This is a genomic window from Citrobacter sp. Cpo091, assembly GCF_030332645.1.
GTDB lineage: Bacteria > Pseudomonadota > Gammaproteobacteria > Enterobacterales > Enterobacteriaceae > Citrobacter > Citrobacter portucalensis.
Genome location: NZ_JAOWHL010000034.1, coordinates 184,168 through 198,818 on the forward strand (window position 1 = coordinate 184,168; position 14,651 = coordinate 198,818).

Here is a 14,651-nt window from a genome sequence, read left to right on the forward strand (position 1 = left end):
CGAATGGAACTTCGAAATAAAAAATTGACCCACGACGAATTCATGACCGAAAGGCATCAGGTGTTACAAACCTGGGAAACCGGCAAAGACGTTGAGAACTTCGAAGATGGCGTGAAGTACCAGCAATCAATTCCAGAGAAAAAGCGTTTCTCCCTCGCCCTGCTGAAGGCCGATCAGGAAGGTAAAACTCTGAGCCAGCCGCGCGCAGGTGTGGCATTAATGGATGAGCATATTGCGCTGCTCAAAACATTGCAGGAAGAGTGCGACCTCCTGCCAAGTACTATCGATGCCTATACCCGTCTGAACCGCTATGAAGAAGCCGCTGTCGGGATCCAAAAATCCATCGAAGCAGGTACTTCCAAGCTGAATGGTTTACCGGTCGTCAATCACGGGGTTGCTGCCTGCCGTCGTATGACTGAATCGCTGGATAAACCGATCCAGGTTCGCCACGGTACACCGGATGCGCGTCTGCTGGCAGAAATCGCCATGGCCAGTGGCTTTACCAGCTACGAAGGCGGCGGTATCTCCTACAACATCCCTTACGCCAAACGCGTCACCCTGGAAAAATCTATCCGCGACTGGCAGTACTGCGACCGTCTGATGGGTCTGTACGAAGAGAACGGCATTCGCATCAACCGTGAACCGTTTGGTCCGCTGACCGGCACGCTGATCCCGCCGTTCATGTCCCACTCAGTCGCGATTATCGAAGGCCTGCTGGCGCTGGAGCAGGGCGTGAAGTCTATTACCGTCGGTTACGGCCAGGTCGGTAGCCTGACACAGGATATCGCTGCTATTCAGGCACTGCGTGAACTGTCCCACGAATACTTCCATAACCATGGCTTCGACGATTACGAGCTGAGCACCGTTTTCCACCAGTGGATGGGCGGATTCCCGGAAGATGAAGCAAAAGCCTTCTCCGTTATCGCCTGGGGCGCAGCGGTTGCCGGTATGTCTGGTGCCACAAAAGTTATTACCAAAAGTCCGCACGAAGCATTCGGTATCCCAACCGCGGCAGCTAACGCCCAGGGTCTGAAAGCGTCACGCCAGATGCTCAACATGGTCAGCGATCAGAAATTCCCGCAGTGCGCTGCCGTGGAGCAGGAAGTTGACCTGATTAAGAGCGAAGTCCGCGCGGTATTGAAGAAAGTCTTCGAACTGGGCAATGGTGACATTGCGCGCGGTACGGTGCTGGCCTTTGAAGCTGGCGTGCTGGATGTGCCTTTCGCTCCTGCCGCCTGTAACGCCGGTAAGATCCTGCCTGTTCGCGATAACACAGGCGCAATCCGTATTCTTGAAGCCGGTGCCGTGCCGCTGCCGAAAGATATTCTCGCCCTGCACCACGACTACGTTGCAGAGCGCGCACATTTCGAAGGTCGCAAGCCTTCTTTCCAGATGGTCATTGATGACATCAACGCCGTATCCCACAGTAAATTAATAGGAAGACCATAATGAAAATTAAACAGGCCCTTTTCACAGCTGGCTACTCCTCATTTTATTTTGACGATCAGCAGGCCATCAAAAACGGCGCCGGTCATGACGGGTTTATCTATACCGGCGATCCGGTAACGCCTGGATTTACGTCTGTTCGTCAGGCGGGTGAATGTGTTTCCGTACAGCTGATTCTGGAAAACGGCGCGGTGGCTGTGGGCGATTGCGCAGCGGTGCAATATTCAGGTGCAGGCGGTCGTGACCCGCTGTTCCTGGCTGAAAACTTCATTCCGTTCCTCAACGACCACATCAAGCCGTTGCTGGAAGGTCGTGACGTTGATTCGTTCCTGACCAACGCCCGTTTCTTTGACGAACTGCGTATTGACGGCCATCTGCTGCATACCGCCGTACGTTATGGTCTGTCTCAGGCGCTGCTCGACGCAGCGGCACTGGCTACCGGTCGTCTGAAAGCCGAAGTGGTTTGTGATGAATGGCAACTGCCATGCGTCCCGGAAGCCATTCCGTTATTTGGTCAGAGCGGCGACGACCGTTATATCGCCGTCGACAAGATGATCCTCAAAGGTGTGGATGTCCTGCCGCATGCGCTGATCAATAACGTTGAAGAGAAGCTGGGCTTTAAAGGTGAAAAACTGCGTGAGTACGTCCGCTGGTTGTCTAACCGCATCCTGAGCCTGCGCACCAACGAAAGCTATCACCCGACACTGCACATTGATGTCTACGGCACCATCGGTCTGATCTTCGATATGGATCCAGTGCGTTGCGCCGAATACATCGCCAGCCTGGAAGCCGAAGCGCAAGGCCTGCCGCTGTACATTGAAGGCCCGGTTGATGCCGGTAACAAGCCGGATCAGATCCGCATGTTAACCGAGATCACTCAGGAGCTGACTCGTCTGGGTTCTGGCGTGAAAATCGTTGCGGATGAATGGTGTAACACCTATCAGGACATCGTGGACTTCACCGACGCGGGCAGCTGCCACATGGTGCAGATTAAAACCCCGGACCTGGGCGGTATTCACAACATCGTTGATGCAGTGCTGTATTGCAACAAACACGGAATGGAAGCCTATCAGGGCGGTACCTGTAACGAAACGGAAATCAGTGCTCGTACCTGCGTACACGTCGCGCTGGCCGCGCGTCCAATGCGCATGCTGATCAAACCGGGTATGGGTTTCGATGAAGGTCTCAACATCGTGTTTAACGAAATGAACCGCACCATCGCGCTGTTGCAAACTAAGGATTAAGAGATGGCACGCACATTTAAGATCTTATCGCCTACGGCTATCCTGGGTTATGGCTTCCCGGAAGAAAGTTTTCGTAAAGCCATGGAAGAGTCACCGGATCTTATTGCTGTTGACGCAGGTTCCTCCGATCCTGGCCCCCACTACCTGGGGGCAGGTAAACCCTTTACTGACAGGGCCGGTGTGAAACGCGATCTGCGCTATATGATTGTGGCAGGCGTTAAGAACAACATCCCTGTCGTGATCGGCACAGCCGGTGGTTCTGGTGCAGCTCCGCATCTAGAGTGGTGTCGCCAGATAATCCATGAGATCGCGCAGGAAGAAAAACTGTCTTTCTCAATGGCGCTGATTCCGTCTGATGTCGATAAAGAAATCGTTCATCAGGCGCTGGATAACGGCAAAATCACCGCGCTCGATTTTGTGCCTGAACTGACTCACGAGGCCATTGAAGAGAGCACCTACATTGTCGCGCAGATGGGCGTCGAGCCTTTCCAGCGTGCGCTGAAAGCCGGTGCGCAGGTGGTCCTGGGCGGACGTGCCTACGATCCGGCCTGCTTCGCCGCGCTGCCGATTATGCAGGGCTTTGATGAAGGTCTGGCGCTTCATTGCGGTAAGATCCTTGAGTGTGCAGCCATTGCCGCCACCCCTGGTTCCGGCTCAGATTGTGCGATGGGAATCATTGACGATAACGGCTTTACGCTGAAGGCGTTCAATCCCAAGCGTAAGTTCACCGAGACTTCCGCCGCAGCGCACACTCTGTACGAGAAGTCAGATCCGTACTTCCTGCCAGGGCCAGGCGGTGTGCTGAACCTGAAGGCATGCACTTTCACCCAGGTTAACGAGGGTGAAGTGTATGTCAGCGGTTCACGCCATGAAGAAACACCGTATGCGTTGAAACTGGAAGGTGCACGCCAGGTTGGCTTCCGTTGCCTGACCATCGCCGGAACACGTGACCCGATTATGATTGCCGGGATTGACACGATTCTTGAAGAGGTACAGGCAAGCGTTGCACGTAACCTCTCACTGAATGACGACAGTATCCGCATGACGTTCCACCTGTACGGTAAGAACGGTGTGATGGGCAACCATGAGCCGATGAAAACTGCGGGCCATGAACTGGGAATTTTACTGGATGTCGTTGCGCCAACACAGGATATCGCTAACAGTGTTTGCTCGCTGGTGCGCTCTACCCTGCTGCACTACGGCTATGAAAATCGCATTGCGACTGCGGGCAACCTCGCCTTCCCGTTCTCGCCATCTGATATTCAGAGTGGACCGGTGTATGAGTTCTCGATCTATCACCTGATTGAAGCGAGCGATGCGCTGCGTTTTGATTTCCACATTGAACAGGTGACGCCAGAAGGAGTTCAGGCATGAAACACTCAATTTGTTCACTGGCACAAGTTATTCGTTCCAAAAATGCCGGACCGTACGAACTGGTTTTAGATATTTTATTTAAAACAAGGGAAGACTATCAGCGGGTAAAAGCCTGCGAGCAATTAACGCCGCAGCTTATTGCCGGTTTATATAATGTTGAGCCTGAATTTATTCACAATATCGTCTGGTTCGATCCAGCGAATGCCGTAAAAATCGTCATGCCACGAGATATTATTTCCGGCAACGTCGGTGACAATGATGTTTATGGTGCGCAGCAACACGCTCCATTATTAAGTATTGAGTTCGACTTGTAACAAAAAAACACAATAACAACCATTGGAGCACAGAATTCAGCTGTATCACAGTGCTTCGAATTATTCATGCGGTTGGTCACAACAGGCGTGCGTCTGAGCTGCTGTCCAGGTTCAGGCGCACGCCACCCTACACAATTCCAATTACCAGCCTTTATCCGATGGAGTACACATGAAGAAAATTAGTTTAACGAAGATGATCATATTAGGCCTGATACTCGGCATGATTGCCGGGGTGGCCATAAATAATATGGCCGCGGCTGAAACAGCAAAATCTTATGCAGCAGATATTTCCATTTTCACCACCATATTCTTACGTATGGTGAAAATGATTATCGCTCCATTGGTTATTTCAACTCTGGTTGTAGGTATTGCCAAAATGGGCGATGCCAAAACGCTGGGACGTATATTTTCGAAAACCTTCTTCCTGTTTATTTGCGCCTCTCTGGTGTCAATTGCACTGGGTCTGGTTATCGTTAATATCTTCCAGCCAGGCGCAGGTATCAACTTTGTGCCACATGACGTCGGAGCCGTTGCCGCCGTTAAGTCAGAGCCATTCACGCTAAAAGTATTCATCTCACACGCGGTACCGACCAGTATTGTCGATGCGATGGCGCGTAACGAAATTCTGCAGATCGTCGTGTTCTCAATCTTCCTTGGTTGCAGCCTCGCTGCGATTGGTGAAAAAGCCGATCCTATCGTGAAAGTGCTGGATTCACTGGTGCACGTCATGCTGAAGCTGACGGGTTACGTCATGCTGTTTGCACCACTGACCGTGTTTGCCGCTATTTCAGGTCTGATTGCCGAACGTGGTCTGGGTGTGATGGTTAGCGCCGGGATCTTCATGGGTGAGTTCTACCTGACGCTGGGTATGCTGTGGGCGATCCTGATTGGCCTGTCTACGATGATCGTCGGGCCTTGCATCGCGCGTTTAACGAAATCAATCCTCGAACCCGCTCTGCTGGCCTTTACCACTTCAAGCTCTGAAGCCGCCTTCCCGGGTACGCTGGACAAGCTGGAAAAATTCGGTGTTTCGTCAAAAATCGCCAGCTTCGTTCTGCCTATCGGTTATTCCTTTAACCTGGTCGGTTCCATGGCTTACTGCTCATTTGCCACCGTCTTTATTGCCCAGGCGTGCAACATCGAACTGAGCATGGGCGAGCAAATCACCATGCTGTTAATCCTGATGCTGACCTCAAAAGGAATGGCAGGCGTACCGCGCGCATCAATGGTGGTTATCGCTGCAACCCTGAACCAGTTCAACATTCCAGAAGCAGGTCTGATTCTGCTGATGGGTGTCGATCCGTTCCTCGATATGGGTCGTTCCGCCACGAACGTTATGAGTAACGCCATGGGAGCAGCCATTGTCAGCCGTTGGGAAGGTGAACACTTCGGCCAGGGTTGCCGTGGCTCTGCACCAGTGAAGTCCCCGGAGCAGGAACGTCCGGTTACCGAAACGGAAATCGCTTTGTCCTGACAATAGAACAACAACTAATCGTAGGCCGGATAGCGGCGTGAACGCCCTATCCGGCCTACTGGATTGTTTTCCCAACAACACCAACAGGAATGCATAATGAATAAAACAATTCTCGGCGTGAGTCTCTTTTCTTTCAGCGTCTTGTTTAGCGCAACCACATTCGCGCAAACCACGCCCGACTACGCCAAGCTAATAGAACAGGCTCATCAGAAGTACAAAAGTAACAACGATGGAAAAGTCGCCGACTACATCCCTGCTCTGGCGACCTATAGCCCGAAAAATTTTGCCATCACCATTGCGACGGTGGACGGCAAGATCTACCAGGTTGGCGATGTTAACAAACCTTTCCCAATGGAATCCCTGAGTAAAGTGTTCACCATGGCGCTTGCCATGGAGCAGCACGGTCCTCAGGTAGTGCTGGATAAACTTGGCGCCAATGCCACCGGAATGCCATTCAACTCAGGTTTAGCTGTTGAACTGACCAAAGGCGCGCCTGAAAACCCTCTGGTAAACGCCGGGGCCATGAGCACCGTTAGCCTGATCGAAGCCAAAGACAAAACCGATCGTTGGAACAAAATCCTCGACAACCTGAACGTCTGGGCCGATGCCACTCTCACCGTGAACGAACCGGTTTTCAAATCTGAAATGGAAACCAACCAGCACAATCAGGCGCTGGCCAAACTGATGGAATCCTATAACAGCTTCTATGGCAACACTGACGAAACCGTTGAAATTTATACCCGCCAGTGCTCGGTGGATATCACCGTTGAGCAACTGGCCAAAATGGGTGCCGTGCTCGCGAACAAAGGCAAATCTCCGTTCAACGGTAAACAGTTGCTGAATGAGAAATATGTTCCGCAGGTGCTGGCAGAAATGGCAATTGCCGGGCTTTACGACGGTAGCGGTAAATGGCTGTACACCGTTGGCATCCCGGCGAAAAGCGGCGTCGGCGGCGGCATGGTTGCCGTTGTCCCAGGCGAATATGCGATTGCGGTCTATTCTCCACCGCTTGATGAAGCCGGAAACAGCGTTCGTGCCCAGAAAACTATCGAATATGTCGCCGAAGCGACAAAAGCCAATGTCTTTTTAGCCAAATAACTTTACGCCGGATGGCGCTTCGCTTATCCGACCTACACCAATGCGTTAATCGTAGGCCGGATAAGCGAAGCGCCATTCGGTAAACAACACGAAGAGGTGAGAAGTAAACATGTCTAAACCATTTGTCTGGCAGGAACTCTTTGTTCAGAGTAAGGATAGTACCGAGTATGAATTACTTAGTAACCAGCACGTTACGGTAACGGAGTTAGACGGAGAGGAAGTGATCAAGGTTGCACCGGAAGCGTTAACCTTGTTAGCACAGCAGGCGTTTTATGAGGCTTCATTTTTCCTGCGCGCCGGACATTTAAAACAGATTGCCAGCATTTTGCACGACCCACAGGCCAGCAGTAACGATAAGTACGTCGCATTGCAGCTGCTGCGCAATGCAGAGGTTTCAGCTAAAGGCGTACTGCCCAACTGCCAGGATACCGGGACGGCAACCATTGTGGCCAGCAAAGGACAACATGTCTGGACCGGCGGCGATGACGCAGAAGCATTAAGCAAAGGCGTGTATTCCACCTTTACCGAAAACAACCTGCGTTACTCGCAAAATGCCCCGCTGGATATGTATACAGAGGTCAATACCCAGACCAACCTGCCCGCACAAATCGATATTAGCGCCACCCCAGGTAACGAATACCGTTTCCTGTTCGTCAATAAAGGTGGTGGCTCAGCTAACAAAGCGGCGCTGTACCAGGAAACCAAATCCATTCTACAGCCGGAAAAACTCACTGCGTTCCTGATCGAAAAAATGAAATCACTGGGTACAGCCGCTTGTCCGCCGTATCACATCGCTTTTGTGGTTGGGGGCTTATCCGCCGACCAGGCGCTGAAAGTCGCCAAACTGGCTTCAACCAAATATTACGATAATCTACCCACCAGCGGGAACGAGCTGGGCCAGGCGTTCCGTGATACGGCGCTGGAAGCCGAGTTGCTCAATGCCAGCCGCGAGTTTGGCATCGGGGCGCAGTTTGGCGGCAAATACTTTGCCCACGATATCCGCGTAATTCGCTTACCGCGCCACGGCGGCTCCTGCCCAATCGCGATGGCCCTCTCCTGCTCAGCCGACCGTAACATTAAGGCCAAAATTAATAAACACGGTATCTGGCTGGAGAAACTCGAGCATAATCCGGGCAAATTCATTCCTGATTCACAGCGAGTAGAAAACGGCGCTCAGACCGTACAACTGGATCTGAACCGTCCGCTGCGTGACATCCTGCATGACCTTTCCGCTCTGCCCATTGGTACACGCCTGTCGTTAAGCGGCCCGATTGTTGTCGCTCGCGATATCGCCCACGCGAACATCAAAGCGCGACTGGATAACGGCGAACCGATGCCGGAATACATGAAAAAGCATATCGTTTACTACGCTGGTCCCGCCAAAACCCCGGAAAATCAGGCTTGTGGCTCAATGGGGCCCACCACCGGCGGGCGCATGGATGGGTATGTCGATGCTTTCCAGGCACAAGGTGGCAGCCTCATTATGCTCACCAAGGGTAACCGTAGCCAACAGGTCACTGATGCCTGTCAGAAACACGGTGGATTTAGCCTCGGCAGCATTGGCGGTGCAGCAGCCCTGCTGGCGCAGCAGTACGTGAAAAGCCTGCAGTGCCTTGAATATCCCGAACTGGGAATGGAAGCCGTATGGATGATGGAAGTTAAAAATATGCCGGCCTTCGTATTAGTGGATGACAAAGGCAATAACTTCTTTAGCCAGTTCGAGCAGCAGCATCGCTGCGCAACTTGTCCGGCAGGGCATTAAGGAGTTTCCATGGAAGCGCGCGCCAATAACGACAGACACCGTCAGCGTCAGCAGAAGCTGAAAGAGCAGGTTGATACCCGCGTAGCGGCGGCAACGGAGAAGAAAGGGATCCTGATTGTCTTCACCGGCAACGGAAAAGGAAAATCCACCGCAGCCTTTGGCACGGCAACGCGCGCAGTGGGTCACGGAAAAACCGTTGGCATCGCGCAGTTTATTAAAGGTCAGTGGGACAATGGCGAGTACAACACCCTGCACCCCCTCGGCGTCGAGTTCCATATTATGGGTACCGGATTTACCTGGGAAACCCAAAATCGGCAAGCAGATATCGAGGCGGCAACGGTTGTCTGGCAGGAAAGTAAGCGCATGCTGGCCGATGCGCATTACGATCTAGTGGTGCTGGATGAACTCACCTACATGCTTGCTTACCACTATCTGGATATGCAAGAGGTTATCAGCGCCATCGAAAATCGTCCTGCCGGTCAGAGCGTTATCATCACAGGACGCGGATGCCATACGCTGTTACTGGAACTGGCCGATACGGTCAGTGAAATTCGCCCGGTCAAACACGCGTTTGACCGCGGTATTCAGGCACAGGTTGGGATCGACTGGTAGCCGTTCTTTTGCCGGATAACGATGCTAACGCGTCTTATCCGGCCTACCCATCGTTGTAGGCCTGATAAGGCGCAAGCCACCTTCAGGCAGCCGATACCACGGACTTACTGAGCAACCAGTTACGGAAAATCTGTAAATGCTCGGATTCCGATTTCTCTTCACGCCACGTCATAATAAATCGATTCCCGGTACGCATTGGAACATCGCAAGGAATGACCATATCACCGCTGTCCAGATCGTGCTGAATGGCAAAACGTGGGAGCAGCGCAACGCCCAGATTAGAACGGACCGCCGCGATCAGCATCGATAACAAATCAAATCTCGGACCTTTATTCACTAGCGGACTGCTGACATCTGACAGCGCAAACCACTCCTGCCACCCTTTGATGCGCGTGCTTTGGTGTAAGAGCGGAAATTCGTTTAGTAATTCGTTCACCGCCAGTTTTCGTTCCGGTTCGGCCAGCAAACAGCGACTGCAAACCGGCAGAATTTCCTCTTCAAACAGGTACTCAACCCCTGACCATGGCGAATAAAAGTCTTCGCGCATGATTGCCGCGTCATACTCTCGATTGAGAAAATCACCAATATTCGCCAGGGAATGAATGTTCACGATAATATCAGGATTAAGTTTGTTAAATTCACGCAGGTTTGGGATCAGCCAGTGCGTGCTGAACGTCGGATTCACCGCCAGCTCAATAACCTGTACCGTCGGCTGCCAGGTCATTATCGTCGTCGTATCTCGTTCAAGTTTATTTAACGTTTCTTTAACGATACTTAAATAGTGTTTGCCGGCCGCATTTAAGAAAATGCGTTTTTTGGCATGATTAAATAGCGCGGTATTGAGAAAATCCTCCAGTGCATTTACCTGGCGGAAAACAGCACTTTGTGTTAAAGCCAGCTCTTCAGCTGCCCGAGTATAACTTTCGTGACGCGCAACAACTTCAAAAGTTACCAGCAACTCCGTCTTGGGTATTTTTCCTCTCATAACCTCTTCCATATGCAGCGTACAAAAATAGTTTAATTTATAAAAAATAATTCAAGCTACCCAGATAAGCACCGAGAGTTATATTTTATTTCATCCATTAATGTCATTGATCCAATCCATGATTTACTCACACTGATGGCGGATAAATATTAACCAATAATACTCAAGAGCAGCAATAAACACAATTTAAATAAGGTTAAACCTAAGCAAATGGTGCCAATAAGTTCTTAATAATTTTTCAAGTTATCTTGTTTATTGCAGAAAAAACTTTGCGAGATTAATCAATATTATCAGTGCGATAATTTTGGATAATTTCACGTTATAACTTACGGGCAAACGACTGCTTTTTATCATTCCTTGATGTAGTTTCTGCCTTTTTTTGATCGATGTGATAAAGGACACAATGTGAAAACTTTCGGAAAGGTCTGGCTCGTTGGGGCAGGTCCCGGTGATATTTCATTACTTACCCTCAAAGCAATGATGTGCATTAAACAGGCTGATGTCATTATTTACGATCGGCTGGTCAATCCTAAAATTTTGGAATGGGCATTACCTGATTGTCTTCTTATCAATGTCGGCAAAAACCCAGGTTTCCATTGTGTACCGCAGGATGAAATCAATGCACTGCTTGTCCAGTATGCCCAAACGCACAATAATATTGTGCGTCTGAAAGGCGGCGATCCGTATGTTTTTGGACGTGGGGCTGAAGAAGTTGAGGATCTCGTCGAGACGGGCATCCCGTTTGAAGTGGTGCCGGGTATCAGCTCAACCATTGGTGGCCTGACCTATGCCGGGATTCCGGTAACACACCGCGATTTCGCCTCGGGATTTCACGTGGTAACCGGTCATACGCGGGAGGGCAACCAACAGCAGGACTGGCGTCAACTGGCCAAACTGAATGGTACGCTGGTTATCGTCATGGGTATCGCCAATCTGGCGTTTATCTGTGAGGAATTATTGATGGGTGGAAAATCAGCAGATACGCCTGCAGCGCTAATTATGTCCGCCACCCGGGATAACCAACGCCGACTGACCTGTACGCTCGGTTCACTACTGAGCAAGGCGCAAGAAGCTAACATTCTCCCCCCTGCGCTGATAGTGATTGGTGATGTGGTAACCCTGAGCGATCGGCTCTCTTTTATCCCTGAAGCCATCACGCTGCCGGAAAACCTTTACTGTGACAGTCTGGCATGACGAAAAGACTGGGGCGACGTTTGATGCGCCGCCCGGAAAACGCGGCAAAAGTAACTGGTTTGTGCGTATTGGAGTTTCCGGGCAATGCTGTCTATTGAATGAACGGGATCGTGCAATAACTCCCCCGCTTTTTGCATTTTTTTCTGATTCACCCAGGTTTTAAAGTTAACGCCCTGTCGTTTCTTAAAAAAACGGCTGAAATAGTTTGCGCTTAAGCAAACGTGAGCTGCTACGGATTCCAGGGATAATTCACTATATAAATTCTCATCAATATAACGCAACGCTGCCAGAAGCTTTTTCTCGTGTCGGGAAGGCTCTGTAAAATAATGACGCATGTAACTGGTCGGTGGGATAACAAACTCATCAGGTTGTTGCTGTTCTGTCTCAAAATTATCAACAATAAAATTTAATAAATTAGCTGATGCCACCAGCGTATTATTATCGACTACCGCCACCTGACCCCATTCAGCTTTTATTTTTGGTTCATCCATCCATGAGCATTTATTATCAATAACGATGGTTTTATATTCCTGATATTTTGCCCGCACCTGCCCACAGAGCATAAAACCGTACAGATGCCCATCGCGAATTAATGGCATAGAAAACAGACTTAGCCCTGCGTGGCAGCTGAGTATTCTGGGTTTAAGGTGTTTTAAACCTTCAAAAGCACAATATTTGTCACACTTTTGGCAACTCGTACAATAGCGTTCATCCGCCCGCATTAATGTGCAGAACGAATTAAAGTTATGGCAATCCGAGAGAGTTTTTCCGTTTACATCAACCACAACCGTGGCTAATCCAGTCGCACTGGAGAATACTTTTGCTATCGAGAAAAAACGTTGTAGATAATCATCCTGGATTTTCAACGACACGGTATCCTCCGGCATTAATGAAATTAAAGCCGGTAATATGCAGAATTTAATCAAGAGAAAGAATGATGCTCACCGCAAAAAATAATCTCATTTATGCAGATGATTATGATCAATTGGCAAGAGAGTTAAAGCAACCACGATAATACTCCGCTGCATGCTACTGACTTCGCTTTCTCAAAGATTAACGAATCTTCACACTCTCTTGTGAGACTCTTTTCGCAAAACAAAACATCTTTCTCCATTATTTTCAATAGATTACTCATTTTTACTGTGAATCAATGATGTGCTTATTTGTGATAATCATCATGTGAATGTGAAAGGCCCTCCTGAATAATATGTTCAATTAGCAAACAATCTGAACGGAGTTGATCCATGGCCGTCACCACAGGCGTTATCGCCGACGATTTCACCGGCGCAACGGACATTGCAAGCTTTATGGCGCAGCAGGGGTGGCGCGTTGCGCTACTGCCCGGAATGCCTGATACCACTCAATGCTGGAATGAAGAGGTCGAAGCTATCGTCATCTCGCTGAAAAGCCGCTCATTACCCGCAGAACAGGCCATCGCACAATCTCTGTCCTGTGCCCGCTGGCTGAAACAAAAGGCAGGTGTCCGCCAGATCTATTTTAAATATTGTTCGACGTTCGACTCCACGCCAACAGGCAACATTGGACCGGTCAGCGATGCGTTGATGAACGAGCTGCATACACCCGTGATCGTCCACTGCCCCGCCCTGCCGCAAAACGGGCGCACGGTGGTGCATGGCCATCTTTTTGTAAACGGCGTACTGCTTAACGAATCCGGGATGGAAAAGCATCCGCTTAATCCTATGACCGATGCCAGCCTGCCGCGCCTGTTGAGCGCGCAAACGCCAGGTAAGGTTGGTTGCATTAACCTCACGATACTGCGTCAAGGTGTGGAAGCGGTCACTAACGCTCTGGCCCAACTTCAGGCTGAAGGTACGCGTCACGTTATCGTCGATACGCTGGATGAAGCAGATCTCAACACGCTGGCGCAGGCACTCCATGCCAGCCCTCTGTTAGCCGGGGGCTCCGGGCTCGGTGGCGCACTGGCCGCCTGCACCGGAACTCAGCAAACCATGCCGCTGGACGCTTTTCCACTACCTGCTAAAACGGTGGTGTTCTCCGGTAGCTGTTCTGCAATGAGTAATCGTCAGGTCAATCGCTATAAGGCCGCAGCAGCCTCTCGTGTACTCGACGTGGCCCGCTGCCTGTCTGATACAGAACGCTACACTGATGAACTGTGTGCCTGGGCGATGACGCATATCAACGACCCATTCGCGCCGATGATATACGCCACCCAGCCGCCAGACATACTCCAACGCATTCAACAAGAGTACGGCGAACAGGCTGCCAGCCAGGCGATCGAACACGCTTTTTCCCGACTGAGCGCAAAGCTACAAGTTGCAGGTGTAAACACCTTTATCGTCGCAGGCGGAGAAACATCCGGCACCGTGGTAGAGGCACTGCAGGTGAAGCGTCTGTCCGTTGGCAAAGCCATTGCGCCTGGCGTGCCGTGGGTATTTTCCTCCGGTCTGGCGCTGGCGCTGAAGTCAGGCAACTTTGGTGACGAAGATTTCTTTTTTACAGCCCAGGAGTACGCATTATGAATCCGGTGAGTGAACACCAACTACGCGAACTACTCGTCCACTATGGCCGTTCCTTGTTTATGCGTGGTTACAGCAGCGGCGGCTCCGGCAACCTCAGCGTCAAATTGCCGGATGGCGGCTATCTGGTGACCCCGACCAACTCCTGCCTGGGTGAGCTTGATCCTGCCACGCTAAGTAGGCTGGATGCCAACGGCGTGCATCTTAGCGGCGACAAACCGTCAAAAGAGGTACCCATGCATCTGGCGTGGTATCGGCATCGGCCATCCTGCGGCGCGGTTGTGCACCTGCATTCTCCATGGCTGACCGCGCTCTCCTGTCTGCCTTGCTCTACGCCAGAAAACTGTCTACCGCCACTAACGCCATACTATGTGATGCGCGTCGGACAGCTACCGCTGCTGCCTTATTTCAAGCCCGGCCATGAAGGCATTGCCAGCGCATTGAGTGAAATCGCGGCAGATCATACGGCTGCGTTGCTGGCCAATCACGGGCCGGTAGTAAGCGGTCGCTCGCTGCGTGAGGCGGTGTTTAACGCCGAGGAACTGGAAGACAGCGCCCGCATCTGGCTGACATTAAAACCGCTCGGCTATGTTCCGCTCTCAGAAGAGGCGGTGGCCGAACTTGAACATTCCCGGCAAGCGTGAGGTGAC

12 protein-coding genes and 1 pseudogene are annotated in these 14,651 nt (G+C 51.0%); 11 read left to right on the plus strand and 2 right to left on the minus strand.

Translation table 11 applies throughout. The features are described from left to right. Nucleotides 1–3 precede the first annotated feature (3 nt). From OGY04_RS11540 to cobO, 8 genes and pseudogenes are all read left to right on the plus strand, one after another. Nucleotides 4–1,449 (plus strand): methylaspartate mutase subunit E, encoded by a 1,446-nt coding sequence (locus OGY04_RS11540; RefSeq protein ID WP_003831428.1) that lies wholly within the window; start codon nt 4–6, stop codon nt 1,447–1,449. Then, nucleotides 1,449–2,690, plus strand: coding sequence for a methylaspartate ammonia-lyase (locus OGY04_RS11545; RefSeq protein WP_008784155.1), 1,242 nt, complete (start codon nt 1,449–1,451; stop codon nt 2,688–2,690). Before OGY04_RS11540 ends, OGY04_RS11545 begins: the two co-directional genes overlap by 1 nt. A gap of 3 nt (nt 2,691–2,693) precedes the next feature. After that, a complete protein-coding gene (locus OGY04_RS11550) occupies nt 2,694–4,064 on the plus strand; it encodes an acyclic terpene utilization AtuA family protein (RefSeq protein ID WP_003022951.1) in 1,371 nt (456 codons plus the stop codon). Further along, nucleotides 4,061–4,378 (plus strand): DUF4387 domain-containing protein, encoded by a 318-nt coding sequence (locus tag OGY04_RS11555; protein ID WP_003831425.1) that lies wholly within the window; start codon nt 4,061–4,063, stop codon nt 4,376–4,378. The genes OGY04_RS11550 and OGY04_RS11555 overlap by 4 nt, the downstream gene beginning before the upstream one ends. A gap of 169 nt (nt 4,379–4,547) precedes the next feature. Then, nucleotides 4,548–5,829: pseudogene (locus tag OGY04_RS11560) on the plus strand (dicarboxylate/amino acid:cation symporter); the annotation flags it as partial. A 119-nt stretch (nt 5,830–5,948) separates the two neighbouring features. After that, nucleotides 5,949–6,950 (plus strand): glutaminase A, encoded by a 1,002-nt coding sequence (gene glsA / locus OGY04_RS11565; RefSeq protein WP_286585314.1) that lies wholly within the window; start codon nt 5,949–5,951, stop codon nt 6,948–6,950. A gap of 109 nt (nt 6,951–7,059) precedes the next feature. Then, nucleotides 7,060–8,712, plus strand: a complete 1,653-nt coding sequence (locus OGY04_RS11570) for a class I fumarate hydratase (protein ID WP_060682560.1) — start codon at nt 7,060–7,062, stop codon at nt 8,710–8,712. 9 nt (nt 8,713–8,721) lie between these two features. After that, nucleotides 8,722–9,324, plus strand: a complete 603-nt coding sequence (gene cobO, locus OGY04_RS11575; RefSeq protein WP_111465911.1) for a cob(I)yrinic acid a,c-diamide adenosyltransferase — start codon at nt 8,722–8,724, stop codon at nt 9,322–9,324. A gap of 82 nt (nt 9,325–9,406) precedes the next feature. On the opposite strand, the gene OGY04_RS11580 is transcribed toward cobO, so the two are convergent. Further along, on the minus strand, nt 9,407–10,309 hold the full coding sequence (locus tag OGY04_RS11580) for a LysR substrate-binding domain-containing protein (RefSeq protein WP_003022936.1): 903 nt from the start codon (nt 10,307–10,309) through the stop codon (nt 9,407–9,409). Between the two features lie 405 nt (nt 10,310–10,714). Here OGY04_RS11580 and cobA point away from each other — a divergent pair, with 405 nt between their 5' ends. Further along, complete coding sequence (cobA, locus tag OGY04_RS11585) at nt 10,715–11,503, plus strand: uroporphyrinogen-III C-methyltransferase (protein WP_003831416.1); 789 nt, start codon at nt 10,715–10,717, stop codon at nt 11,501–11,503. Here the strand turns inward: cobA and OGY04_RS11590 are convergent. Then, nucleotides 11,482–12,375 carry a PocR ligand-binding domain-containing protein gene (locus OGY04_RS11590; protein WP_286585315.1) on the minus strand — a complete coding sequence of 298 codons (894 nt, stop codon included), beginning with the start codon at nt 12,373–12,375 and terminating at the stop codon, nt 11,482–11,484. The genes cobA and OGY04_RS11590 overlap by 22 nt on opposite strands. 372 nt (nt 12,376–12,747) lie before the next feature. Between OGY04_RS11590 and otnK the strand changes: the two genes are divergently transcribed. Then, nucleotides 12,748–14,004 (plus strand): 3-oxo-tetronate kinase, encoded by a 1,257-nt coding sequence (otnK, locus tag OGY04_RS11595; RefSeq protein ID WP_032942731.1) that lies wholly within the window; start codon nt 12,748–12,750, stop codon nt 14,002–14,004. Then, nucleotides 14,001–14,645, plus strand: a complete 645-nt coding sequence (gene otnC / locus OGY04_RS11600) for a 3-oxo-tetronate 4-phosphate decarboxylase (protein WP_008784146.1) — start codon at nt 14,001–14,003, stop codon at nt 14,643–14,645. The genes otnK and otnC overlap by 4 nt, the downstream gene beginning before the upstream one ends. Nucleotides 14,646–14,651: the final 6 nt, after the last annotated feature.